A 23054-nucleotide genomic window follows, 5' to 3' on the forward strand; every position below is an offset into this window, starting at 1 on the left:
GCGAGTCCTTATTTCAGCGGCGAGTTTTTACGCTCGATGCTGTAGCGCTCAAGCTCTTTGTACGGCACCACCTGGCTTTTCTTCTTGCGCACGTCCACCACGGTCATGCGGTCGGTGCAGGAGTAGCACGGGTCCAGACTGCCGATGATCAGCGGCGCGTCGGAAACCGTGTTGCCGCGCAGCATATAGCGCAGGGTTGGCCAGTTGGCGTAGGTGGCCGCGCGGCAGCGCCAGCGGTAAAGCTTCTGGTTGTCGCCGGTCATGCTCCAGTGGATGTCGTCCCCGCGCGGCGCTTCGGCAAAGCCGAGGGCAAAGCGGTTCGGAATGTAGGTGAAGCCTTCCACCATCAGCGGGCCGCCCGGCAGGTTATCGAGGCCGAAGTCGATCATGTTCAGGGCGGTAAACACCTCGTTGATGCGCACCTTGAGGCGCGAAATGACGTCGCAGCCCTGCTCGCTGTGCACGGTCATCGGCAGCAGGCCGTAGCCGACGAACGGGTGATCGGCACGCGTGTCGCGGGCGTGGCCGCTGGCGCGCACCATCGGGCCGACGTTGCTGAAGTCGCGGGCGATCTCCGGGTCAAGGCGGCCGATGCCGACGGTGCGCTGCTCGATGTTTGGCGTGCTGAGCAGCATGTCCACCAGCTCCTGCACGTCGCGGCGCATCTGCTGCGCCAGCTGGCGGGTCTGGATCATGTCGTCCTTCAGCAGGTCGCGGCGGATCCCGCCGATCAGGTTCAGGCCATAGGTTTTACGCGCCCCGGTGAGGATCTCCGCCATCTTCATTGACGCTTCACGCACGCGGAAGAACTGCATAAACCCGGAGTCAAAGCCGACGAAGTGGCAGGCCAGGCCGAGGTTCAGCAGGTGCGAGTGCAGACGCTCCACCTCCAGCAGAATGGCGCGGATCATCTGCGCGCGCTCCGGCACCACGATCCCCATGCCGTTCTCCACCGAGGTGGTGTAGGCGGTGCTGTGGGCGAAGCCGCAGATGCCGCACACGCGGTCAGAGAGGAACGTTACTTCGTTGTAGCCCATGCGGGTTTCCGCCAGCTTTTCCATGCCGCGGTGGACGTAGAACAGGCGGTAGTCGGCGTCGATGATGTTTTCGCCGTCGACGAACAGGCGGAAGTGGCCCGGTTCGTCTGAGGTGACGTGCAGCGGGCCGATCGGCACCACGTTGTTCTTATTGCTGCCCAGCTCGTTGATGAATTCGTAGGTTTCGCTGTCAGTGGTCGGCGCCGGGCGCTGGCGGTAGTCCATGCTGTCTTTGCGCAGCGGATAGAGTTCGTCCGGCCAGTCGTCCGGCAGCACCAGGCGGCGCTCGTCCGGCAGGCCGACCGGCACCAGGCCGTACATGTCGCGCACTTCGCGCTCGCCCCAGACGGCGGCGGGCACGCGCGGCGTGACGGACGGGTATTCCGGCTTAGCCGGGTCGACTTCGACGCGCACGGTGAGCCAGCACTTTTCGCCCTGCTCCATCGACATCACGTAGTACACCGCATAGTTGCCGCACAGCTGGCGCTCGTCGTTGCCGAACAGCACCGACAGCCAGCCGCCCTGCTGGTAGTACAGAAACTCGACCACTTCCGGCAGATAGTTCACCTTAATGGTGACGGTTACCTGGTCTTTGGTTTGCCAGGACTCCTCCAGCACCACGCCGGGGAAAGCCTGATGCAACGCGGCGAGATACTGCTGACCTTTCTTTTCTTCAGACATAAATACTCTCTTTAATCACGCCACCAGCAAGGAGACGAACGCTAAAAATGCAAAACCAAAACCGGCCCAGGTGATGCGCGACGTTTCCACAAAACGCAGGCGCGCCATGCTGTTTTCAAACAGAGCAATCACCAGCACGCCGATCAGCAGCTTGAGGGCGGCAACCACCACGGCCAGCACCAGACCGCCTGCGGAGAAGTGCGTCATCTGCCCCCACGGGAAGAAGACGCCGACAAACATCTGCAGCACCACCAGCTGTTTGAGGCTGATGCCCCACTTCAGCACCGCGAATCCATAGCCGCTGTATTCGGTAAGCGGCCCCTCCTGCAGCTCCTGCTCGGCTTCCGCGAGGTCAAACGGCAGTTTGCCCATCTCAATAAACGTGGCGAACGCGCAGGCGCACAGCGCCAGCACCAGCGGGATCGAGCGCGCCACCGGCCAGTGGTAAACGGTGTGGGTGATAAAGCTGATGTGGGTAGAGCCCGCGACCTGCGCGGCGACCCACAGCCCCAGCAGCAGGATCGGCTCCACCAGCACGCCGAGCATTGCCTCGCGGCTGGCACCGATGCCGGTAAACGGGCTCCCGGTGTCCAGGCCCGCAATCGCAAAGAAGAAGCGGGCGATGGCAAAGAGGTAGATAAGCGTGATCAGATCGCCAAGCACGGGCAGCGGCGACGCCACCGTCACCACCGGCAGCGCGGTGGCGATGGTCAGCATCACGCCCACCATCACAAACGGCGTCAGGCGGAAGACCCAGCCTGCGGCGTCCGGCGCGACGCTCTGACGGGAGAGCAGTTTAAAGAGATCGCGGTATTCCTGAAGCACCCCAGGCCCGCGACGGTTATGCATTCGGGCGCGCGCCACGCGCGTGATGCCCGACAGCAGCGGCGCAGCGGCGAACAGCACCAGCGCCTGAAGAATTGCCAGTAACAGACTCATGTCAGGCTCCTCGTGAAATCACAATGACCACCAGCACCGCCAGCTCGATGACCGCCAGACGGTGGAACAGCGCGGGTGCGGCGGCGCTCTGCCAGCCGGGTACCCAGCCTACCGGGTTCAGCCAGTGGCGCAGCTTCAGCACGGCGGCGAAGTTCTCCTTCACCGGCATGGCGAAACCGTGGGCGGTGATGACCATCGACTGTTCGTGTTCGTAGCCGCAGGCCCACGCCGCACCGCGCGAGCGGGAGGCGAGCCGGTCGCGTTTGAAGAACAGCATCAGGACGAGCGGCAGCAGCGGTGCGCCAATCAGCAGCAGCGCGATCATGGGCTGAGAGACGGTGGTATTCGCCACGGTCAGCGGCAGAGGAATAGCGTTGCCCAGCAGCGGCAGCAGCCACGGCGCGGCGACGCCGCCCGCGATGCAGCACAGCGCCAGCGCGACCACGCTCACCCCCATCAACAACGGTGCGCAGCAGGCGTTTTCCGCTTCGCGGGTGCGCGGCGCGCCGAGGAAGGTCACGCCGTAGACTTTCGCCATACACATCACCGCCAGCGCCCCGGTAATCGCCAGACCGACCGCCAGCAGCGGGCCGAGCAGGCGTGCGATAAATACGTCGCTCTGGCCGAGCGCGAAGAAGGACTGGTAGATCACCCACTCCCCGGCAAAGCCGTTCAGCGGCGGCAGCGCGGCCATTGCCATCAGCCCGACCAGCATGGCGAGTGAAATCACCGGCATCTTTTTGCCAATCCCGCCCAGCTTTTCGATATCCCGATGACCGGTGCGGAACCAGACGCTGCCCGCGCCGAGGAACAGGGTGCTTTTAAACAGGCTGTGGTTGACGAGGTGATACAGACCGCCGATAAACCCGGCGGCAATCAGCGCCGGATGATTGAGCGCCAGCCCGGTCACGCCCGCGCCAATGCCGAGCAGGATGATGCCGATATTTTCCAGCGTGTGGTACGCCAGCAGGCGCTGGATGTTGTGCTCCATCAGCGCGTACAGGCCGCCGACGAACGCGGTGATCATTCCCGCAATCAGCAGCACGACGCCCCACCACAGCGGCGGCTGTCCGCCGGTCAGCGTAATCGCCAGAATCCCGAACAGACCCACTTTCATCACCACCGCAGAAAACAGCGCGGCGGCGGGCGCGGAGGCATTCGCATGCGCCTGCGGCACCCAGCCGTGCAGCGGGATAATCCCGGCGAGCAGGCCAAAGCCGAGCACGCCCAGCAGCCAGACGTCATTCCCCAGCGGATGCCCGTTGAGCGCAGCGAAGTCCAGCGTGCCGAAGCGGTGCCACACCAGCCAGCAGGCCAGCGCCAGCAGCAGCGTCCCGAGGCGTCCCAGCGCAAACCACAGCTTGCCGGAGGTGCTGCAGCCGGTCAGGAACACGCCGCACAGCGCCATGATTTCCGCCATCACCACCAGCGCGCCGAGGTTGCTGGCAATAACGGTGCAGACCGCCGCCGCCATCAGCAGGTTAACCAGCAGGTCGTTAGCCCTGGCGTGCGGATGGCGGTGCCAGTCGATATTGAACAGGCTGATAAACAGCCCGCACAGGCCAAACGTCACCAGCCAGATGGCGTTCAGCGGCGTGATCGCAACCGAGTGGCGAATCAGCGGCATCACGGCCTCTGAGGACTGGCCGCCGAGCAGGACATCGCCGCCTGCCGCCAGCGTCATCAGGCTAGCAACCGCCCCGCCGATCCCGGCGATCGCGCCGCTCAGAGTTTTATGGAATGAGAAGATCAGCGCCAGAACAGCGGCGGCAGCAAAACAGGCTACCGCGCTGGTAATCATCATCGCCGCGTTCATTTCGCCCCCTCGTTAAGCGCCTGTAGCAGAGAAAGGTCGCCAAAATCACTGTTGATGGTCAGCTCGCGTTTACGCTTGCTGGTACGGGCGATGTCGCGAATGTTAACCAGAATCAACGCCTTAGTCGGGCAGGTTCGCACGCAGGCCGGGCCCTGCTCATCGAAGCTGCACAGGTCGCATTTCACCGCAACGGCACGGATGCCGGGCACCCAGTCCAGCAGCGTACTTACGCGTGCCGGAGCCGGTGGCGCGGGCGGGGCTTTTGGCGAGTTGGCGTTCGCCGGAATATGCAGCGGACGGCTGCCGGAAAATTCAATCGCGCCGAACGGGCAGGCAATGCCGCACAGCTTGCAGCTTACGCACAGGCTTTCGTTCAGCTGGACAGCTCCATCAACGCGGGTGATGGCATTCACAGGGCAGACACCCGCGCAGGGGGCGTCTTCACAGTGATGGCAGAGCTGCGGGGCAGACTCTTTTTCATTACGCATGACGTGCAGGCGCGGCATGGACTGCAGCCCATGCAGGCGATGCGTTTCCGAGCACGCCGCCTCACAGGTTCGACAGCCAATACAGACCGTCGAGTCAGCAATTACAAAACGGTTCACCGGGTTATCCTCTGGTGATAGTCATTTTTGACGAAAAACTGTCTTGTCGACACTTCTCGACACGCAGGAGTCAGGCCACGTTCGCTGAGGCGTTTCCGTCCATCAGCTGCTTCAGGTTGACCGGGAGATCGTGCTCAACGGCGGCGTACAGACCGTTATAGACCGGCGCGATTTTTTCCAGATAGTGCTCCAGCACCTGCTGGCGATCGCGGTTGCTGACGTGGCCATCCACCATGCCATCGGCCATCAGCTGCGCCTTCGCAATACACTGTTTTTCGCCGTCTTTTGTCTCGAGGTGGTACTCAATGGTGTGGCTGTTGAAGTTGTCCGCCAGGGTAACGTTGATGGTGAAATGGCCGAACAGGACGAAGCGCATGTCGCCCTGCGCCGCGCAGCTCATCGCGTGGTGAAGACGCGCTTTCGAGAGGGTGATGCCCTGAACCAGAGAGTTGCAGTAGAGGTGCCACTGGTCCTGCAGCTGCTGATGACGCTGCGCGATGTAATCCGCTTTTTCGCTGATTTCCCAAATAGTCATAGAAGGTATCCGGTTAATGGAGATAGCGGCTGTTAAGCAGATTCCATGCCAGTTTTTATCTTGATGATTTTAAATAGATTTAATTACAAAACCGCTGTCAACGCCGCGGTGTCGACGTGTCATTTCGACAGCGTTGACATCGTCACGCCTTAACAAAAATCAAGCTGGCACCGTTATTGCATTCAATGGCGCAATTCATTGAGGAGGCGTCATGCACGAAATCACCCTCTGCCAGCGGGCCCTGGAGCTTATCGAACAGCAGGCAGTGCAAAACCACGCGAAGCGCATCACCGGCGTCTGGCTGAAGGTCGGGGCGTTTTCCTGCGTCGAGCCCAGCGCCCTGCATTTCTGTTTTGAGCTGGTTTGTCGCGGCACGCTGGCGGAAGGCTGCGAGCTCCATATTGAAGAGCAGCAGGCGGAGTGCTGGTGCGAGCAGTGCCAGCAGTACGTCACCCTGCTGTCATCAAAGGTTCAGCGCTGTCCGCAGTGTCAGAGCACCGGTCTTCGCATCGTGGCGGACGACGGCATGCAGATCCAACGCCTCGAAATCGAGAAGGAGTAAATTATGTGTAGCACCTGCGGTTGCGCCGAAGGCAACCTGTATATAGAAGGGGATGAACACCGTCCCCATTCCGCGTTTCGCTCCGCGCCCTTTTCGCCTGCCCCGCGGCCAGCTGCGGCTTTAACCGGTATCACCTTCGCCCCGCAGCGCTCCGCTGCGGGCGATCTGCACTACGGCCACGGCGAAGCGGGTACCCACGCGCCGGGCATCAGCCAGCGCCAGATGCTGGAGGTGGAAATCAACGTGCTGGACAAAAATAACCAGATCGCCGCCCGCAACCGCGCGCGCTTTGCCGCCCGCAAACAGCTGGTGCTGAACCTGGTCTCCAGCCCCGGCTCCGGCAAAACCACGCTGTTAACGGAAACGCTCAAACGCCTGAACGGGCGCGTCTCCTGCGCGGTGATTGAAGGCGACCAGCAAACCGTTAACGACGCGGCGCGCATTCGCGAAACCGGCACCCCGGCGATTCAGGTCAATACCGGCAAAGGCTGCCACCTGGATGCGCAGATGATTGCCGACGCCGCCCCGCGTCTGCCGCTGGCGGATAACGGCATTCTGTTTATTGAAAACGTCGGCAATCTGGTCTGCCCGGCGAGCTTCGATCTGGGCGAACGCCACAAGGTGGCGGTGCTTTCGGTGACCGAAGGCGAAGACAAGCCGCTGAAGTACCCGCATATGTTTGCCGCCGCGTCCATCATGCTGCTGAACAAGGTCGACCTGCTGCCGTACCTGAATTTCGACGTGGATAAGTGCCTGTCCTGCGCCCGGGAAGTGAATCCCGAGATTGAGATCCTGCTGGTATCCGCCACGCGCGGCGACGGCATGGACGCCTGGCTGAACTGGCTGGAGAGTGAACGATGTGCATAGGCGTACCGGGACAAATCCATTCCATTGACGGGAACCAGGCCAAAGTGGAGGTCTGCGGCATCCTGCGCGACGTGGACCTGACGCTGGTGGGCAGCAGCGATGAAACGGGCGCATCGCGTCTCGGCCAGTGGGTGCTCGTCCACGTGGGGTTTGCCATGAGCGTGATTAACGAAGCGGAAGCCCGCGACACGCTGGATGCCCTGCAAAACATGTTCGACGTGGAGCCGGACGTGGGCGCGCTGCTGTACGGCGAGGAGCGTTAGCCATGCGTTACGTTGATGAATACCGCGCGCCGGAGCAGGTGCTGCAGCTTATCGGGCACCTGAAAACGCGCGCGGCGCTGCTGGACTACACCAAAGAGAGACCGCTGCGGATCATGGAGGTGTGTGGCGGACACACGCACGCCATCTTCAAATTTGGCCTCGACCAGCTGCTGCCGGAGAACATCGAGTTTATACACGGCCCCGGCTGCCCGGTGTGCGTGCTGCCGATGGGGCGCATCGACAGCTGTATCGAAATTGCCAGCCAGCCCGACGTCATTTTCTGCACCTTTGGCGACGCGATGCGGGTGCCGGGGAAAAACGGCTCGCTGCTGCAGGCGAAAGCGCGCGGGGCCGACATCCGGATCGTCTATTCGCCGATGGATGCCCTGACGCTGGCGGAGGACAACCCCGCGCGCAAGGTGGTGTTTTTTGGTCTGGGGTTTGAAACCACCATGCCCGCCACCGCCATCACGCTGCAGCAGGCGAAAGCGCGCGGCGTCGGGAATTTTTTCTTCTTCTGCCAGCACATTACGCTCATTCCCACGCTGCGCAGCCTGCTGGAGGAGCCGGGAAACGGCATTGACGCCTTTCTGGCACCGGGGCATGTCAGCATGGTAATTGGCACAGACGCCTACGGTTTTATCGCTGAACAGTACAATCGTCCGTTAGTGGTCGCTGGTTTCGAACCACTTGATCTACTGCAAGGTGTCACCATGCTGGTTGAGCAGAAAATAGCGGCCCTGAGTACCGTGGAAAACCAGTACCGCCGCGTGGTGCCGGATGCGGGAAATGAGCGGGCGCAGCAGGCGATAGCCGACGTGTTCAGCGTTGAGGGCGACAGCGAGTGGCGTGGTCTGGGGCTGATTGCCGAATCCGGCGTGCGCCTGACGCCAGCCTATCGCGCGTTCGACGCCGAAGCGCATTTCCGCCCGCAGCCGCAGCAGGTTTGCGACGATCCCCGGGCCCGCTGCGGCGACGTGCTCACCGGTAAATGCAAACCGCATCAATGCCCGTTATTTGGCAATACCTGTAACCCGCAAACGGCGTTTGGCGCGCTGATGGTCTCCTCCGAAGGGGCGTGTGCCGCGTGGTATCAGTATCGCAACCAGGAGAGTGAAGCATGAATACGGTTGAAATGGCGCACGGCAGCGGCGGACAGGCGATGCAGCAGCTGATTAACCGGCTGTTTATGGAATCCTTCAACAACCCCTGGCTCGCCGAACAGGAAGACCAGGCGCGCATTGACCTCGCGACCCTCACCTCGCAGGGCGACAGGCTGGCGTTCTCCACCGACAGTTACGTGATTGACCCGCTGTTCTTCCCCGGCGGCGATATCGGCAAGCTCGCCGTCTGCGGCACGGCCAACGACGTGGCGGTCAGCGGCGCCATTCCGCGCTACCTCTCCTGCGGGTTTATCCTCGAAGAGGGGTTACCGATGGAGACGCTCACGGCAGTGGTCAGCAGCATGGCGCAGACCGCGCGCGAGGCGGGGATAGCTATCGTCACCGGCGATACCAAAGTGGTGCAGCGCGGCGCGGCCGACAAGCTGTTTATCAATACCGCCGGCATGGGGGCGATCCCCGCCGATATTCACTGGGGCGCGCAGCGGCTTAGCGTGGGCGACGTGCTGATCGTGACCGGAACGCTGGGCTGCCACGGGGCGACCATCCTAAACCTGCGCGAAGGTCTGGGGCTGGATGGCGAACTGCGCAGCGACTGCGCGGTGCTCACCCCGCTGATCCAGACGCTGAGGGGTATTCCCGGCGTGAAAGCCCTGCGGGACGCGACGCGAGGCGGCGTGAACGCCGTGGTCCACGAATTTGCAGCAAGCTGCGGGTACGGGATTGAACTCACCGAGCGCAGCCTGCCCGTTAAGCCTGCCGTTCGCGGCCTTTGCGAACTGCTGGGCCTTGACCCGCTTAACTTCGCCAACGAAGGCAAACTGGTGATTGGCGTTGAACGCGCGGCCGCGGAAGCCGTTCTTGAACAGCTGCGGGCTCATCCGTCAGGAAAAGAGGCGGCGATGATTGGTGAAGTGGTTGAGCGCAAAGGGGTGCGCCTGGCCGGGCTGTATGGCGTTAAACGGACGCTGGATCTGCCGCACGCGGAACCCTTACCCCGTATTTGCTAGAACCGCGCCAAAAGCGGTCAGCACTGAATCTCTTTTTTGCCAGTTTCTATTGGAAAGCAATATGCCGTATACACCGATGAGCGATCTTGGACAGCAGGGCCTGTTTGACATCACGCGCACACTTTTACAGCAGCCCGATCTCGGCGCGCTGAGCGATGCCCTGACGCGGCTGGTCAGGCAATCGGCGCTGGCGGACAGCGCCGCGATTGTGCTCTGGCATAGCGGAACGCAGCGCGCGAGCTACTACTCGACGCGCGATAATGGCAAAACGTTTGAATACGAAGACGAAACGTATCTTGCGCACGGCCCGGTGCGCCGCATACTCTCCCGGCCTGAAGTGCTGCACTGCAACTTTGCGGAGTTCCGCCAGGCGTGGCCGAAGCTGGCGGAAAGCGACCTCTATCAGCCTTTCGGGCATTACTGCATGCTGCCGCTGGCGGCTGAGGGCCAGATTTTTGGCGGCTGCGAGTTTATCCGCACGACCGACCAGCCCTGGAGCGAGGCGGAATACGAGCGCCTGCACACCTTTACCCAGATTGTGGCCGTCGTCGCGGAGCAGATCCAAAGCCGCGTCACCAATAACGTCGATTACGACCTGCTGAGCCGCGAGCGCGACAACTTCCGCATTCTGGTCGCCATCACCAACGCCGTGCTCTCCCGCCTGGACATGGACGAGCTGGTCAGCGAAGTCTCGAAAGAGATCCACCACTATTTCAAAATCGACGCCATCAGCATTGCGCTGCGCGGCCATCGCAAGGGCAAGCTGAACATCTACTCCACGCACTATCTCGATGAAGCCAACCCGGCGCACGAGCAGAGCGAGGTGGACGAAGCGGGCACCCTTTCCGAGCGGGTCTTCAAAAGCAAAGAGATCCTCCTGCTCAACCTGAACGAGCAGGACCCGGTCGCGCCGTACGAGCGGATGCTGTTTAACACCTGGGGCAATAAAATTCAGACCCTTTGTCTGCTGCCGCTGATGTCTGGCAACACCATGCTGGGCGTGCTAAAGCTGGCGCAGTGCGAGGAGGGCGTGTTTACCACCGCCAACCTGAAGCTGCTGCGCCAGATTGCCGAGCGTATTTCCATCGCGCTGGATAACGCCCTCGCCTATCAGGAAATTCATCGCCTGAAAGAGCGGCTGGTGGATGAGAACCTGGCCCTGACCGAACAGCTCAACAACGTGGACAGCGAGTTTGGTGAAATCATCGGGCGCAGCGACGCCATGTACAGCGTGCTTAAGCAGGTTGAAATGGTGGCGCAAAGCGACAGCACGGTGCTGATTCTGGGCGAAACCGGCACGGGCAAAGAGCTGATAGCCCGCGCCATCCACAACCTGAGCAACCGCAACAGCCGACGGATGGTGAAGATGAACTGCGCCGCGATGCCTGCGGGACTGCTGGAAAGCGATCTGTTCGGCCACGAGCGCGGTGCATTCACCGGGGCCAGCAGCCAGCGGCTGGGCCGTTTTGAGCTGGCGGACAAAAGCTCGCTGTTCCTCGACGAAGTGGGTGATATGCCGCTGGAGCTACAGCCGAAACTGCTGCGCGTCCTGCAGGAGCAGGAGTTTGAGCGCCTGGGCAGCAACAAGCTTATCCAGACCGACGTGCGGCTGATTGCCGCCACCAACCGTGACCTAAAAAAAATGGTCGCCGACCGCGAGTTTCGCAGCGATCTTTACTATCGTCTGAACGTCTTCCCGATCTTCCTGCCGCCGCTGCGCGAGCGCCCGGAAGATATCCCCCTGCTGGTCAAAGCCTTTACCGCGAAGATCGCGCGCCGGATGGGGCGCAACATCGACAGTATTCCTGCCGAGACGTTGCGCACTCTTTCATCGATGGAATGGCCCGGCAACGTGCGCGAGCTGGAAAACGTCATCGAACGCGCGGTGCTGCTGACGCGCGGTAACGTGCTGCAACTCTCCCTGCCTGAGGTTACGCTTCCTGACGTGACCGCGCCCGCCGCCGAGACAGCGAAAGAGGGAGAAGATGAATATCAGCTCATTATGCGCGTGCTGAAAGAGACCAACGGCGTGGTCGCCGGGCCAAAAGGTGCCGCCCAGCGACTGGGGTTAAAACGCACCACCCTTCTGTCACGCATGAAGCGTCTCGGGATTGATAAAGAGAGCCTCATTTAAGACCTTATTCCGGCGGTGTTTTTCTGACACCGCCTTTTGTTCCCCTGCGCAATTGTCCCTCATTGACACAAAATCGTTTCCTCTGTATAAAATTCCGCCTTAATAATGAGTTTCATTTGCATCAATAATAATTTTAATGAAGGGTAGCGTTTCATGAAAAAGGTCATCTGCGCGTTAGGCCTGGCGATTGCGTCGGTCGGTTCTGCTCTGGCAACCACCTATCCCCTGACGATTGAAAACTGTGGCTACAAAGAGACATTCACCAAAGCACCGGAACGCGTCGTGGCCCTGGGCCAGAACACCGTCGAAATTTTGCTCCTGCTGGGCCTGGAAGATAAGGTGAAGGCCAGCGCCTTCTGGCCGACCAAAGTGCTGCCGCAGCTGGCGGAACAGAATGCAAAAATCAAAACCCTGACGGTCGAAATCCCGACCCTTGAATCCGTTCTTGCGCAAAATCCTGACTTTGTCCCCGCGCAGTCCCCGCTGCTGCTGGGGCCTGAAAGTAAGGTCGCAAAACGCGAAGACCTGATGACCCTGGGCGTGAACAGCTACGTGTCGCCGGGCATGTGTGCAACAAAAAAAGCCACCGGCGATATGTACGGCAGCCGCCAGAAGCTGTGGGATATGACGTATCTCTATAAAGAGATTGAGGATTTCGCCAAAATCTTTAACGTTGAAGACCGCGGTCAGGCCGTCATTGCCGATTTCAAAAAACGCGAGGCCGACCTGCGTAAGGAATTCGGCAAGAGTAAAAAAGACCTTTCGTTTGTCTTCTGGTTCTCCAGTTCATCCCCTTCTGCAGACGCCTACGTCGGCGGTAAAAATAGCCCCTCCGGGTTTATCGCCAGCCTGATGGGCGGCCATAACGCCATTACGTCCGAGACCGAATGGCCAACCGTGGGTTGGGAAAGCATTATTGCCGCCAATCCGGATGTCATCGTGGTGTCCAGCCTGGACCGCAACCGCTGGGCGCTGGATAACGCGGAAGAAAAAATCAAATTCCTGAAGAGCGATCCGGCGGTCAGCCAGCTGGACGCGGTGAAAAAAGGCCATATCGTGGTGATGGACGGCCAGGCGATGAACCCGACGATCCGTACGATTTACGGGGCTGAGCAGGTCGGCGAACAGCTCAGAAAGCTGGGGCTGAACTGATGACAACCGCCGTTCTTCAGGCCCGGCAGAGCCTGGTTCTGACGACCTCGGGTTTGCTCGCCCTGGTACTGTTATCTCTGACGATCGCGCTGAGCGTCAGCGTCGGCGAGTTGTCCATCCCGCTGGATAAGGTGTTTTACGCCATCAGCAATAAAATGGGGCTCACAGAGGTTCCGCTCACCCGCATCTATGAGAGCGTGATCTGGGACTTTCGCCTGAGCCGCGCGCTGGTGGCGGCCTGCTGCGGCGCGGGGCTGGCCATCTGCGGTGCCGTATTGCAGAGCCTCCTGAAGAACGCCCTGGCGGAACCTTACGTGCTCGGCGTGTCGGCAGGTGCCTCAACCGGGGCGGTGTCGGTCGTCGTTTTGGGGATTGGCACCGGTGCGGTGTCGCTCTCTGCGGGCGCGTTTGCCGGGGCGTTCGCCGCCTTTGCGTTTGTCGCGTTTCTGACGAACGGCGCGCGCGGGGGAAATGAACGTACCATTCTGGCTGGCGTTGCCGCCTCACAGCTGTTCAACGCCATTACTGCCTACACCATCAGCACCTCCGCCAGCGCCCAGCAGGCGCGCGACGTGATGTTCTGGCTGCTGGGCAGCTTCAGCGGCGTTCGCTGGCCGGAATTCCAGCTGGCGCTGGTGGTGGTGCTGACTGGATTAGCCGTTTGCCTCTACTATTCCCGGGCGCTGGATGCCTTCACGTTCGGTGATGACGCCGCCGCCTCTTTAGGTATTGCCGTCCCGTGGGTGCGCCTGACGCTCTTTACCACTACCGCGCTGATTACCGCGACGATTGTCAGCATGGCGGGCTCAATCGGCTTTGTCGGGCTGGTGGTCCCGCACGTGATGCGTTTCCTGTTCGGGCCGCTGCACCGCACGCTGCTGATTGCCAGCGCGCTGGCAGGGGCGATCCTGATGGTGCTGGCAGACATTGCCTCGCGCATGCTGATTGCGCCGCAAAGCCTGCCCGTCGGCGTGGTCACCGCGCTGGTTGGCGTGCCTTTCTTTGCCGTGATTATCTACCGTTCAAGGAATAAGTGATGAGTATCTGCGCTGAAAATATTACCTGGAAGGTCGGCAAAAAGGTCATCGTTAACGACGTCTCGCTGAAGGTTTCCCGGGGCGAAACGGTAGGGCTGCTTGGCCCTAACGGCTGCGGTAAATCGTCTCTTTTACGGATCCTCGCCGGGCTTCGTCGCCCGAATGCTGGCTGCGTTACCCTGGACGGGCAGGACATCTCCCGCATCGCCAAAAAGCAGCTGGCGCGCCGGGTCGCCTTCGTCGAGCAGCACGGCATGACGGACGCCAACATGCGCGTGCGCGACGTGGTGAAACTCGGGCGTATTCCGCACCACTCCGCTTTTTCCAACTGGAGCAACCACGATGACGAAACCGTCACCGCCGCCCTGGAGCGCGTGGATATGCTGGATAAAAGCGATCAGGGCTGGCTGAGCCTCTCCGGCGGAGAGCGCCAGCGGGTGCATATTGCCCGCGCCCTGGCTCAGACCCCAACGGAAATCCTGCTGGACGAGCCGACCAACCACCTCGACATTCATCATCAGATGCAGCTGATGCAGTTGATCAGCGAATTACCGGTCACCAGCATTGTCGCTATCCACGATCTCAACCACGCCTCGATGTTCTGCGACTCGCTGATTGTGATGCAGAAAGGGCAAATTGTGGCGACGGGGACACCGCAGGACATCTTATCCGAGTCATTGTTGTGGGATGTCTTCCGGGTCAAAACCAAAATCGAGATCTCGCCGTTCCATGGCAAAAAGCACATCCACTTTATCGTTTAGGGGCGAGTGAACGACGATGCCCCTTCGCCCTGCCGCCACGCTCTGGCCGCCCGTCTTACTGGGTAGCCAGTTTGTTTTCAACATTGGCTTTTACGCCGTCGTTCCCTTCCTGGCGATATTCCTGCGCGACGACATGCTGCTCTCCGGCGGACTGATCGGGCTGATCCTGGGCCTGCGTACCTTCTCGCAACAGGGGATGTTTATCGTTGGCGGTGCGCTCTCGGACCGGTTTGGCGCGAAAGTGATTATCCTGAGCGGCTGTATTGTTCGTGTTTCAGGCTATCTGCTGCTGGCCTTCGGGGAATCCCTGTGGCCGATTATTCTGGGCGCGTGTCTGACGGGCGTTGGCGGCGCGTTATTTTCTCCCTCGATTGAGGCACTGCTGGCAAAAGCAGGCACGCACAGCGAGGCAAATGGCAAACGCAGCCGCGCGGAGTGGTTTGCGCTCTTTGCCGTCTGCGGAGAGCTCGGCGCGGTACTGGGCCCGGTTGCTGGCGCCCTGCTCACCGGCCTCGGCTTTCGTCAGGTGGCGCTGGCGGGGGCAGGCGTCTTTGTTATTGCGCTAGTGGTGCTCTACTTTTGCCTGCCTGCTGCTGGCCACCGTTCACAGACGCTGAAAATACAGCCCTGGTGGACAACGTTCCGTCAGCCGCGCTTTGTCGCCTTTATCATTGCCTACAGTTCATGGTTGTTAAGCTATAACCAGCTTTATCTGGCGCTGCCGGTGGAGATCCAGCGTTCTGGCGGTAACGAAAAAGATCTCGGCCCGCTTTTTATGCTGGCCTCCGTTTTGATCATCACCTTACAGCTGCCGCTGGCGCGCTTCGCCCGTCGCGTGGGCGCGGTGAGAATTCTGCCGGTGGGATTTTTGCTGCTGTCAGCCGCCTTTGCGAGCGTGGCGACGTTCGCCCCGATGACGCCGCAGGAAGGCTGGCTGCGCTTACTGCCTTCTGTCTGTTTTGTGACGCTGTTGACGCTGGGGCAAATGCTGCTGGTGCCATCGGCTAAAGATCTGATCCCTCGGTTTGCGGAGAAATCCACGCTTGGCGCGCACTACGGCGCACTCGCCACCGCCGGAGGCATAGCGGTACTGGCGGGAAACCTGGTGTTTGGCAGCCTGCTGGACCGCGCGCTGGTGCCCTCAACGCAGGCGATGTATCCCTGGCTACTGCTGGCCCTCTTCCCGCTCTGCAGCGCGCTGGCCCTGAAGGTGATTTGCCGCCCGCTGAGACGCTGAACCGATCACTTTTTCGGACGGTATTTCTCCGGCAGTTCCGGCACGGGACGACGGTCATCCATCAGATGACGAACGGTAAGAATAGGATGACGCCATAACATACGCGGGCCTGCCCAGCGCATAACCTGCTTCATCTCTTCACGTCTGGCAGGCTGGTAGCAGTGTACGGGGCACTGCTTGCAGGCCGGCTTTTCCTCACCGAAAACGCATTTATCCAGGCGCTTATCGGCATACGCGTTGAGCGCCTGATAGTGCCCTTCCTCCTGAGATGCCTGCGGACACTGCTTTTCATACAACGCGATCATTTTCGCGATGGTCTCTTTTTCTCGAGAGATGCGTTTACCGGACATAGCGGATTACCGAATAATAAAGTGCATCGATAATACACCTTTCAACGCTGGATTTCAGCGGTTGCATTTCGTTTCCTGAAGGCTGATTCCAGTTTTAGCCCTGCACCGGCGAACAATCACTGGTATTTTATACAGCATCAGAAATGACCTTTGTCCATGTTGTCTGGAGACCCTATGCAAGAGCTCACGATCGGCAAACCCTATCGCCATTTGAAAGTGGGATATTTTAGAAAGCGCCATGAAGACCGCAATACAAAGATACCGAAGCGCTACAGCGTACATGCGGCGCTGAGCTTAAAAGGTGACTGGCTTGAAAAGGCGGGGTTTACGACCCATTCCCGAGTCAGGGTGGGCGTGGAGCATGGAAAAATTGTCATCGAATTAATGCCGGAAGATGCCTCGTAAAGCCACGACATTTTTCTGCGCCGGACCTTTTTTTCATGCGACAATAGAAGGAACAAACGGCCTTTGAGCCCATCAAAACGGTTTATTTTCAAAGAAATGGACATCATAACTCCATGAGCACAATCGACAATTTCGACGCACATACGCCGATGATGCAGCAGTATCTGAAGCTGAAAGCACAGCATCCGGAAATCCTGCTGTTTTACCGTATGGGCGATTTTTACGAGCTGTTTTATGACGATGCTAAGCGTGCATCGCAGCTGCTCGACATCTCGCTGACCAAACGTGGCGCATCGGCAGGCGAGCCCATTCCTATGGCAGGTATCCCGCACCACGCGGTAGAAAACTACCTGGCGAAGCTGGTGAATCAGGGCGAGTCCGTTGCCATCTGCGAACAGATCGGCGATCCGGCGACCTCAAAAGGCCCGGTGGAACGCAAAGTCGTGCGCATCGTCACGCCTGGCACCATCAGTGATGAAGCCCTGTTGCAGGAGCGCCAGGATAACCTGCTGGCAGCGCTGTGGCAGGACGGCAAAGGGTTTGGCTACGCGACGCTGGATATTAGCTCCGGACGTTTTCGCCTGAGTGAACCGGCTGACCGTGAAACGATGGCCGCCGAACTGCAGCGCACCAACCCGGCAGAATTGCTCTATGCCGAAGATTTCGCCGAAATGGCGCTGATTGAAGGTCGTCGCGGGTTGCGCCGTCGTCCGCTGTGGGAATTCGAAATTGATACCGCGCGCCAGCAGCTGAATCTGCAGTTTGGCACCCGCGATCTGATTGGCTTTGGCGTTGAAAACGCACCGCGCGGGCTGTGTGCGGCCGGTTGTCTCCTGCAGTACGTGAAAGATACCCAGCGCACCGCCCTGCCGCATATCCGCTCTATCACCATGGAGCGCCAGCAGGACAGCATCATCATGGATGCCGCCACGCGCCGTAACCTGGAGATCACGCAGAACCTGGCGGGTGGCGTAGAAAATACGCTCGCGTCGGTCCTCGACAGTACGGTAACGCCAATGGGCAGCCGCATGCTGAAACGCTGGCTGCATATGCCGATCCGCGATACCGAGACGCTGGTTTGCCGTCAGCAGACGATTGCCGCGCTGCAGGATCGCTATACCGAGCTGCAGCCGGTTCTGCGCCAGGTGGGCGATCTGGAGCGTATCCTTGCGCGTCTGGCACTGCGAACAGCACGACCACGCGATCTCGCGCGGATGCGTCATGCTTTCCAGCAGCTGCCGGAACTGCGCGCGCAGCTGAGTGACGTTGACAGCGCGCCGGTACAGAAACTCCGCGAAACCATGGGCGAATTTACCGAGCTTCGCGAACTCCTGGAGCGCGCTATTATCGATGCGCCTCCGGTTCTGGTGCGTGATGGCGGCGTGATTGCCCCAGGCTACAACGAGGAGCTGGACGAATGGCGCGCGCTGGCCGACGGTGCGACGGACTACCTCGATAAGCTGGAAATCCGCGAGCGCGAGCGTCTTGGGCTCGACACCCTGAAAGTGGGGTATAACGCGGTACACGGTTACTACATTCAGATTAGCCGCGGGCAGAGCCACCTGGCGCCGATTCACTACGTGCGTCGCCAGACGTTGAAAAACGCCGAACGCTATATCATTCCTGAACTGAAAGAGTACGAAGACAAAGTCCTCACCTCGAAAGGCAAGGCGCTGGCCCTGGAAAAACAGCTGTATGAAGAGCTGTTCGACATGCTGATGCCGCACCTGGGCGACCTGCAGCAAAGCGCCAGCGCGCTGGCGGAGCTGGACGTGCTGGTCAATCTGGCAGAACGCGCTGAAACGCTGAACTACACCTGCCCAACCTTTACCGACAAGCCCGGCATTCGCATAACCGAAGGCCGTCACCCGGTGGTAGAACAGGTGCTGAACGAACCGTTCATCGCCAACCCGCTGAGCCTGTCACCGCAGAGAAGAATGTTGATCATTACCGGTCCGAACATGGGCGGTAAGAGTACCTATATGCGTCAGACGGCGCTGATTGCGCTGCTTGCGTATATCGGCAGCTACGTCCCGGCGCAAAACGTGGAGATTGGCCCCATCGACCGTATCTTTACCCGCGTCGGGGCAGCGGACGATCTGGCGAGCGGTCGCTCAACCTTCATGGTCGAGATGACCGAAACGGCAAACATTCTGCATAACGCGACGGAGCACAGCCTGGTGCTGATGGACGAAGTCGGGCGCGGAACGTCAACCTATGACGGTCTGTCGCTGGCATGGGCCTGTGCGGAAAGCCTTGCGAATAAAATCAAGGCCATGACGCTGTTTGCCACCCACTATTTCGAACTGACGCAGCTGCCGGAGAAAATGGAAGGGGTTGCGAACGTTCATCTGGATGCGCTGGAGCACGGCGATACCATTGCCTTCATGCACACGGTACAGGATGGCGCGGCGAGCAAGAGCTATGGCCTGGCCGTCGCGGCGCTGGCTGGTGTGCCGAAAGAGGTGATCAAGCGCGCGCGTCAGAAACTGCGTGAGCTGGAAAGCCTGTCACCGAATGCGGCAGCGACGCAGATTGATGGTACGCAGATGTCGCTGTTGGTGCCTGCGGAAGAGACGTCGCCTGCGGTGGAAGCGCTGGAAAACCTCGACCCGGATTCACTGACGCCGCGTCAGGCGCTGGAGTGGATTTACAGGTTGAAGAGTCTGGTTTAGTTTTCTGCGGTCTGTTTTGTCGGGTGGCGGCTTCGCCATACCCGACCTACAAACCCTGTATGCCCGGTAAGCGCTGCGCCACCGGGCTTTTTTTTACAGCAGCGGCGGGATCGTCGGCACCTGTGGTGCCTCGTCAATATCCTTCTGCGTCATGCGGAACGCTTCCGGGTAATGCTCGCGGCTGGTACGGCGCAGCGGTTCAGTATTACGCCAGGTATACAAACAATGCTGGCACTGGTAAACGGTCCAGACCCCTTTTACCGGCGACGTCGCCATCACTTCAATATGCTCATCGGCACAACGTGGACAAATCATCTTTTCCTCCTTATTGACGTGTTGCCAGCATCGCGGTCAGTTTTTCAGCCCAGGCTTTGGTTTCAGGCAGATCCTGTACCGGCTGGCTGTAGTGACCCCGGGTGTCCGGCGCGACAGGCGTGGTGGCATCGATAATCAGTTTGTCGGTAATGCCCGCCGGGCTGGAGCCAGGATCGAGTTCAAGGACCGACATGTTCGGCAGCTGCACCAGATCCCCTGCCGGGTTCACTTTCGACGACAGCGCCCACATCACCTGCGGAAGGTTGAACGGATCGACATCCTCATCCACCATAATTACCATCTTCACGTAGCCCAGACCGTGCGGCGTGGTCATGGCGCGTAAACCGACCGCGCGGGCAAAACCGCCGTAGCGTTTTTTGGTGGAGATAATCGCCAGCAGACCATGGGTGTACATCGCGTTCACCGCCTGCACTTCCGGGAATTCCGCTTTCAGCTGCTGGTAGAGCGGCACGCAGGTGGCCGGTCCCATCAGATAGTCAATCTCGGTCCACGGCATGCCGAGGTAGAGCGACTCAAAAATCGGTTTGGTGCGGTAAGAAACTTTGTCGATACGGACAACCGTCATGTTACGGCCACCGGAATAGTGTCCGGTAAACTCGCCGAATGGCCCCTCGATTTCACGCTTGCGGCCTTCAATCACCCCTTCCAGGATCACTTCAGAACCCCAGGGCACATCGAAGCCGGTCAGCGGCGCGGTGGCAATCGGGTACGGGCTTTCACGCAGCGCGCCGGCCATTTCATACTCGGACTGATCGTATTTCAGCGGCGTGGCGCCCATCAGGGTGATGATCGGGTCGTTGCCCAGCGTAATCGCAATCGGCAGGTCTTCACCGCGCTCTTCCGCCTTGTGCAGATGCAGGGCGATATCGTGCATCGGAACAGGCTGCAGGCCGAGCTTGCGCTTGCCCTTCACTTCCATGCGGTAGATCCCGACGTTCTGCTTGCCGAAGTTGCCCGGGTCGAGCGGATCGCGCGAGACAACGCACGCTTTATCGAGATAAAAACCGCCGTCACCGTCGTTCAGACGAAACAGCGGCAGGATATCGAACAGGTTAATATCTTCACCGTCCACCGTATTCTGCGCCCAGGCCGGGTTGGCGCGACGCTCCGGCGTGACGGGGAATTTATCCCAGCGGCGGATAAATTCGTCGATCTGTTTTTTTACCGGGGTGTTCGCAGGCAGCCCCATCGAAATGGCGTGGTTCTGCCAGGAGCCGATGGTGTTCATCACCACGCGGGCATCGGTAAAGCCACGAATGTTGTCGAACCACAGCGCGGGCGCGCCGTCGCCAATGCGGCCGGTCGCGTTGGCTGCCGCCGCAAGATCGGGCTCGGCGTTAACCTCTTCCTCAATTTTCAGCAGCTGCCCTTGCTCATCGAGCGCCTGCAGGAAGCTTCTCAAATCATCAAATGCCATCTTTATTCTCCTGTGAAAAATGTTTCGCCTCCCGCAGCCCGTTCCAGCGGCGCGCCTTTTTATGCTCCAGCCCGAACTGATCGAGCACGCGGGTCACGATGTGCTGGGTAATGTCATCTGCGGTTTGTGGGTGGTTGTAATACGCAGGCATGGGCGGCACCATCGCCACGCCCATGCGGGAAAGTGCGAGCATGTTCTCAAGATGAATGGTGCTGAGCGGCGTTTCACGCGGAACCAGCACCAGCTTGCGCCCCTCTTTTAGCACCACGTCAGCCGCGCGTCCCACCAGCCCTTCGGCGTAGCCCGCGCGGATCCCCGCGAGCGTTTTCATGCTGCAGGGAATGACGATCATGCCGTCGGTGCGAAACGAGCCTGAGGAGATGGTGGCGGCCTGGTCTGCCGGACTGTGGACAACGTCAGCCAGGGCAGCAACGTCGTGCACGGTGTAGGGCGTTTCAAGCTCAATGGTGGTTTTTGCCCACTTAGACATCACCAGATGCGTCTCCACCTCCGGCATTTCCCGTAACGCCTGCAGCAGCGCCACGCCCAGCGGTGCGCCCGTTGCTCCCGTCATTCCTACTATCAATCTCATTCATCACCTCAATATTTTGTTCGTGTACGAACATTATAAATAAGCTACTCCAGGATCGTTTACCTGACAAGATCGTTCGCATACGATCACACGAATGGCTAAAAGATGCCGCGTTAAAATTGAGAGCAATAGCGGCTATCATAGGGGAGAGATTTTTTCCGTCGGAGTGTTCATGGAACTAAGTCAAGAGGCGTTCCACCTGTTACGTCAGCTTTTTCAACAGCATACCGCGCAGTGGCAACATGCCTTACCGGAACTGACCAAGCCACAGTATGCGGTTATGCGCTCTATTGCCGAGCATCCGGGTATTGAACAGGTGGCGTTGACCGAAGTGGCGGTCAGCACGAAAGCGACCCTGGCGGAGATGCTCAGCCGCATGGAGGCGCGCGGGCTGGTGAAACGCGAGCACGATCCGGCCGATAAGCGCCGCCGGTTTGTCTTCCTGACGCCAGAAGGTGAAGCCCTGCTTGCGGGCTGTAAACCGGTTGGCAACGAGGTGGATGAGGCGTTTTTAGGACGTCTTAACAAGGCCGAGCGGGAGCAGTTCTCTGCGCTCATCAAAAAGATGATGCACGATTAATTCACGCTGGTGCGCATAAAATCGATAAACGTGCGCACCTTCGCCGACACGTGCCGGGCATCGGGATAAACCGCATAGATGCCCTGCTGCGCAAAGGTATATCCCGGTAAAACCGGGACCAGTCTTCCCGCATCAAGCGCATCGCGCGCCAGCCATTCCGGCAGTAACGCCACGCCTCCGCCCGCGAGTGCAAAGGCCATAAGAGCCTGCGAGCTGTCGGCAAACAGGCGCGGCGCTTTTTTTATCTCCAGCGTTTCGGGTGCACCGCTGGCATCCTTCACCTGCCAGCGCAGCGGCGAGGCCAGGCGCTCGTGAATAATCCAGTCGGCGTTGGCAAGGTGCGCAAGCGTTTCGATCGGATGGTTAACGAGCCACCCGGGCGTCGCAACGGGGAGAATCGAGAAGTGCGAAATCAGCGCGGCGTGGTTGCGCGAATCGGCAAGCGTTCCCAGCCGGATAGCTACGTCAAAGCGCTCCGAGATAAGGTCGGCGTGCAGGGACGACGAAACGTGCCGCACGCGAAGATCCGGGTGCTGCTGGCTAAACCTGGCCAGCAGCGGCACCACCACCTGTGAGCCATACTCGGGCGTCGTCGTGATCCGCAGTTCGCCAGTAAGCCCCGCATGATTCGCGCGGACATCATCCTGCAGCCGTTCCGCATCCTTCAGAAGCGCCACGCTGCGTTGATGAAAGAGTGCGCCCGCCTCGGTTAACGTCAGGCGGCGGGTCGAGCGCAGCAGCAGCGTAACGCCCAGCTCATCTTCAAGCTGGCGAATATTGAAGCTGACCACGGCTTTTGTCAGCCCCATTGCCTCGGCTGCGGCCGTGAAACTGCCGGTATCGGCCACCGCGACAAACATCTGAGCCCGCTGCAGGTTAATCATCATCACGCCCTTTACTGTCAAAATATTTTTGACAGTATATCGCGCTTTGTCAGGTTTA

23 protein-coding genes are annotated in these 23054 nt (G+C 59.9%); 13 read left to right on the forward strand and 10 right to left on the reverse strand.

Annotation, left to right across the window (positions count from 1 at the left end; all coding sequences use genetic code 11):
- Nucleotides 1-8 precede the first annotated feature (8 nt).
- The 5 genes from NI40_RS17465 to hycA all read right to left on the reverse strand — a co-directional run bounded on the left by NI40_RS17465 (nucleotide 9) and on the right by hycA (nucleotide 5613).
- Entirely contained in the window at nucleotides 9-1718 is a 1710-nt protein-coding gene (locus NI40_RS17465) for a hydrogenase large subunit (RefSeq protein WP_039263383.1), read from the reverse strand.
- Nucleotides 1719-1733: 15 nt separating this feature from the next.
- Complete coding sequence (locus NI40_RS17470) at nucleotides 1734-2657, reverse strand: respiratory chain complex I subunit 1 family protein (protein ID WP_039263381.1); 924 nt, start codon at nucleotides 2655-2657, stop codon at nucleotides 1734-1736.
- 1 nt (nucleotide 2658) lies between these two features.
- The gene (gene hycC / locus NI40_RS17475; RefSeq protein WP_039263380.1) at nucleotides 2659-4473 is read right to left on the reverse strand and encodes a formate hydrogenlyase subunit 3; all 1815 of its coding nucleotides are present in this window, start codon (nucleotides 4471-4473) and stop codon (nucleotides 2659-2661) included.
- Nucleotides 4470-5078 carry a 4Fe-4S dicluster domain-containing protein gene (locus tag NI40_RS17480; protein WP_023308971.1) on the reverse strand — a complete coding sequence of 203 codons (609 nt, stop codon included), beginning with the start codon at nucleotides 5076-5078 and terminating at the stop codon, nucleotides 4470-4472. Before NI40_RS17480 ends, hycC begins: the two co-directional genes overlap by 4 nt.
- Nucleotides 5079-5148: 70 nt before the next feature.
- Nucleotides 5149-5613: a formate hydrogenlyase regulator HycA gene (gene hycA / locus NI40_RS17485; protein ID WP_029739532.1), complete on the reverse strand. Its 465-nt coding sequence runs from the start codon at nucleotides 5611-5613 to the stop codon at nucleotides 5149-5151.
- Nucleotides 5614-5824: 211 nt separating this feature from the next.
- Here hycA and hypA point away from each other — a divergent pair, with 211 nt between their 5' ends.
- The 10 genes from hypA to NI40_RS17535 all read left to right on the forward strand — a co-directional run bounded on the left by hypA (nucleotide 5825) and on the right by NI40_RS17535 (nucleotide 15757).
- On the forward strand, nucleotides 5825-6175 hold the full coding sequence (gene hypA, locus NI40_RS17490) for a hydrogenase maturation nickel metallochaperone HypA (protein ID WP_039263379.1): 351 nt from the start codon (nucleotides 5825-5827) through the stop codon (nucleotides 6173-6175).
- A 3-nt stretch (nucleotides 6176-6178) separates the two neighbouring features.
- Nucleotides 6179-7042 (forward strand): hydrogenase nickel incorporation protein HypB, encoded by an 864-nt coding sequence (gene hypB / locus NI40_RS17495; RefSeq protein ID WP_039263378.1) that lies wholly within the window; start codon nucleotides 6179-6181, stop codon nucleotides 7040-7042.
- A complete protein-coding gene (locus tag NI40_RS17500) occupies nucleotides 7033-7305 on the forward strand; it encodes a HypC/HybG/HupF family hydrogenase formation chaperone (protein WP_023308975.1) in 273 nt (90 codons plus the stop codon). Before hypB ends, NI40_RS17500 begins: the two co-directional genes overlap by 10 nt.
- A 2-nt stretch (nucleotides 7306-7307) precedes the next feature.
- Entirely contained in the window at nucleotides 7308-8429 is a 1122-nt protein-coding gene (hypD, locus tag NI40_RS17505) for a hydrogenase formation protein HypD (RefSeq protein WP_039263377.1), read from the forward strand.
- Complete coding sequence (gene hypE, locus NI40_RS17510; protein ID WP_039263375.1) at nucleotides 8426-9436, forward strand: hydrogenase expression/formation protein HypE; 1011 nt, start codon at nucleotides 8426-8428, stop codon at nucleotides 9434-9436. The genes hypD and hypE overlap by 4 nt, the downstream gene beginning before the upstream one ends.
- A gap of 61 nt (nucleotides 9437-9497) precedes the next feature.
- Nucleotides 9498-11570, forward strand: coding sequence for a formate hydrogenlyase transcriptional activator FlhA (gene flhA / locus NI40_RS17515; protein WP_029739538.1), 2073 nt, complete (start codon nucleotides 9498-9500; stop codon nucleotides 11568-11570).
- A gap of 153 nt (nucleotides 11571-11723) precedes the next feature.
- Nucleotides 11724-12722 (forward strand): ABC transporter substrate-binding protein, encoded by a 999-nt coding sequence (locus NI40_RS17520; RefSeq protein WP_039263373.1) that lies wholly within the window; start codon nucleotides 11724-11726, stop codon nucleotides 12720-12722.
- The gene (locus NI40_RS17525) at nucleotides 12722-13759 is read left to right on the forward strand and encodes a FecCD family ABC transporter permease (protein ID WP_033146393.1); all 1038 of its coding nucleotides are present in this window, start codon (nucleotides 12722-12724) and stop codon (nucleotides 13757-13759) included. The genes NI40_RS17520 and NI40_RS17525 overlap by 1 nt, the downstream gene beginning before the upstream one ends.
- Nucleotides 13759-14520 (forward strand): ABC transporter ATP-binding protein, encoded by a 762-nt coding sequence (locus NI40_RS17530; protein ID WP_039263371.1) that lies wholly within the window; start codon nucleotides 13759-13761, stop codon nucleotides 14518-14520. The genes NI40_RS17525 and NI40_RS17530 overlap by 1 nt, the downstream gene beginning before the upstream one ends.
- Before the next feature lie 16 nt (nucleotides 14521-14536).
- A complete protein-coding gene (locus NI40_RS17535; protein ID WP_039263369.1) occupies nucleotides 14537-15757 on the forward strand; it encodes an MDR family MFS transporter in 1221 nt (406 codons plus the stop codon).
- Nucleotides 15758-15762: 5 nt separating this feature from the next.
- Here NI40_RS17535 and NI40_RS17540 read toward each other — a convergent pair whose 3' ends face one another.
- Nucleotides 15763-16107 carry a nitrous oxide-stimulated promoter family protein gene (locus tag NI40_RS17540; RefSeq protein WP_029739543.1) on the reverse strand — a complete coding sequence of 115 codons (345 nt, stop codon included), beginning with the start codon at nucleotides 16105-16107 and terminating at the stop codon, nucleotides 15763-15765.
- 174 nt (nucleotides 16108-16281) lie between these two features.
- Here NI40_RS17540 and NI40_RS17545 point away from each other — a divergent pair, with 174 nt between their 5' ends.
- Together NI40_RS17545 and mutS are read left to right on the forward strand one after the other, a co-directional pair.
- Complete coding sequence (locus NI40_RS17545) at nucleotides 16282-16512, forward strand: SymE family type I addiction module toxin (protein ID WP_039263368.1); 231 nt, start codon at nucleotides 16282-16284, stop codon at nucleotides 16510-16512.
- 113 nt (nucleotides 16513-16625) lie between these two features.
- Nucleotides 16626-19187 carry a DNA mismatch repair protein MutS gene (gene mutS, locus NI40_RS17550; RefSeq protein WP_039263367.1) on the forward strand — a complete coding sequence of 854 codons (2562 nt, stop codon included), beginning with the start codon at nucleotides 16626-16628 and terminating at the stop codon, nucleotides 19185-19187.
- A gap of 93 nt (nucleotides 19188-19280) precedes the next feature.
- Here mutS and NI40_RS17555 read toward each other — a convergent pair whose 3' ends face one another.
- From NI40_RS17555 to NI40_RS17565, 3 genes are read right to left on the reverse strand one after another with little or no spacing between them, the layout of a single operon-like run.
- Nucleotides 19281-19502 (reverse strand): non-oxidative hydroxyarylic acid decarboxylases subunit D, encoded by a 222-nt coding sequence (locus tag NI40_RS17555; RefSeq protein WP_033146398.1) that lies wholly within the window; start codon nucleotides 19500-19502, stop codon nucleotides 19281-19283.
- Between the two features lie 10 nt (nucleotides 19503-19512).
- On the reverse strand, nucleotides 19513-20940 hold the full coding sequence (locus NI40_RS17560) for a non-oxidative hydroxyarylic acid decarboxylases subunit C (protein ID WP_039263365.1): 1428 nt from the start codon (nucleotides 20938-20940) through the stop codon (nucleotides 19513-19515).
- Nucleotides 20930-21532 (reverse strand): non-oxidative hydroxyarylic acid decarboxylases subunit B, encoded by a 603-nt coding sequence (locus NI40_RS17565; RefSeq protein WP_039263363.1) that lies wholly within the window; start codon nucleotides 21530-21532, stop codon nucleotides 20930-20932. Before NI40_RS17565 ends, NI40_RS17560 begins: the two co-directional genes overlap by 11 nt.
- A gap of 172 nt (nucleotides 21533-21704) precedes the next feature.
- On the opposite strand from NI40_RS17565, the gene NI40_RS17570 reads away from it, so the two are divergent.
- A complete protein-coding gene (locus NI40_RS17570) occupies nucleotides 21705-22112 on the forward strand; it encodes a MarR family winged helix-turn-helix transcriptional regulator (protein WP_039263362.1) in 408 nt (135 codons plus the stop codon).
- Here NI40_RS17570 and NI40_RS17575 read toward each other — a convergent pair.
- Nucleotides 22109-22996, reverse strand: a complete 888-nt coding sequence (locus NI40_RS17575) for a LysR family transcriptional regulator (RefSeq protein ID WP_039263361.1) — start codon at nucleotides 22994-22996, stop codon at nucleotides 22109-22111. The genes NI40_RS17570 and NI40_RS17575 overlap by 4 nt on opposite strands.
- Nucleotides 22997-23054 lie beyond the last annotated feature (58 nt).

The organism is Enterobacter sp. E20, assembly GCF_000801755.2.
GTDB lineage: Bacteria > Pseudomonadota > Gammaproteobacteria > Enterobacterales > Enterobacteriaceae > Enterobacter > Enterobacter asburiae_B.

What these genes read in the sequence shown, in the direction of transcription:
- NI40_RS17525 (WP_033146393.1), top strand. Translation starts at nt 12,722, where the DNA reads ATGACAACCGCCGTTCTTCAGGCCCGGCAGAGCCTGGTTCTGACGACC.
- NI40_RS17570 (WP_039263362.1), top strand. Translation starts at nt 21,705, where the DNA reads ATGGAACTAAGTCAAGAGGCGTTCCACCTGTTACGTCAGCTTTTTCAA.
- NI40_RS17530 (WP_039263371.1), top strand. Translation starts at nt 13,759, where the DNA reads ATGAGTATCTGCGCTGAAAATATTACCTGGAAGGTCGGCAAAAAGGTC.
- NI40_RS17565 (WP_039263363.1), bottom strand. Translation starts at nt 21,532, where the DNA reads ATGAGATTGATAGTAGGAATGACGGGAGCAACGGGCGCACCGCTGGGC.
- NI40_RS17500 (WP_023308975.1), top strand. Translation starts at nt 7,033, where the DNA reads ATGTGCATAGGCGTACCGGGACAAATCCATTCCATTGACGGGAACCAG.
- hypB (WP_039263378.1), top strand. Translation starts at nt 6,179, where the DNA reads ATGTGTAGCACCTGCGGTTGCGCCGAAGGCAACCTGTATATAGAAGGG.
- NI40_RS17465 (WP_039263383.1), bottom strand. Translation starts at nt 1,718, where the DNA reads ATGTCTGAAGAAAAGAAAGGTCAGCAGTATCTCGCCGCGTTGCATCAG.
- hypA (WP_039263379.1), top strand. Translation starts at nt 5,825, where the DNA reads ATGCACGAAATCACCCTCTGCCAGCGGGCCCTGGAGCTTATCGAACAG.
- flhA (WP_029739538.1), top strand. Translation starts at nt 9,498, where the DNA reads ATGCCGTATACACCGATGAGCGATCTTGGACAGCAGGGCCTGTTTGAC.
- NI40_RS17520 (WP_039263373.1), top strand. Translation starts at nt 11,724, where the DNA reads ATGAAAAAGGTCATCTGCGCGTTAGGCCTGGCGATTGCGTCGGTCGGT.
- NI40_RS17560 (WP_039263365.1), bottom strand. Translation starts at nt 20,940, where the DNA reads ATGGCATTTGATGATTTGAGAAGCTTCCTGCAGGCGCTCGATGAGCAA.
- hycC (WP_039263380.1), bottom strand. Translation starts at nt 4,473, where the DNA reads ATGAACGCGGCGATGATGATTACCAGCGCGGTAGCCTGTTTTGCTGCC.
- mutS (WP_039263367.1), top strand. Translation starts at nt 16,626, where the DNA reads ATGAGCACAATCGACAATTTCGACGCACATACGCCGATGATGCAGCAG.
- NI40_RS17470 (WP_039263381.1), bottom strand. Translation starts at nt 2,657, where the DNA reads ATGAGTCTGTTACTGGCAATTCTTCAGGCGCTGGTGCTGTTCGCCGCT.
- NI40_RS17535 (WP_039263369.1), top strand. Translation starts at nt 14,537, where the DNA reads ATGCCCCTTCGCCCTGCCGCCACGCTCTGGCCGCCCGTCTTACTGGGT.
- NI40_RS17575 (WP_039263361.1), bottom strand. Translation starts at nt 22,996, where the DNA reads ATGATTAACCTGCAGCGGGCTCAGATGTTTGTCGCGGTGGCCGATACC.
- NI40_RS17545 (WP_039263368.1), top strand. Translation starts at nt 16,282, where the DNA reads ATGCAAGAGCTCACGATCGGCAAACCCTATCGCCATTTGAAAGTGGGA.
- NI40_RS17540 (WP_029739543.1), bottom strand. Translation starts at nt 16,107, where the DNA reads ATGTCCGGTAAACGCATCTCTCGAGAAAAAGAGACCATCGCGAAAATG.
- hypD (WP_039263377.1), top strand. Translation starts at nt 7,308, where the DNA reads ATGCGTTACGTTGATGAATACCGCGCGCCGGAGCAGGTGCTGCAGCTT.
- hypE (WP_039263375.1), top strand. Translation starts at nt 8,426, where the DNA reads ATGAATACGGTTGAAATGGCGCACGGCAGCGGCGGACAGGCGATGCAG.
- hycA (WP_029739532.1), bottom strand. Translation starts at nt 5,613, where the DNA reads ATGACTATTTGGGAAATCAGCGAAAAAGCGGATTACATCGCGCAGCGT.
- NI40_RS17555 (WP_033146398.1), bottom strand. Translation starts at nt 19,502, where the DNA reads ATGATTTGTCCACGTTGTGCCGATGAGCATATTGAAGTGATGGCGACG.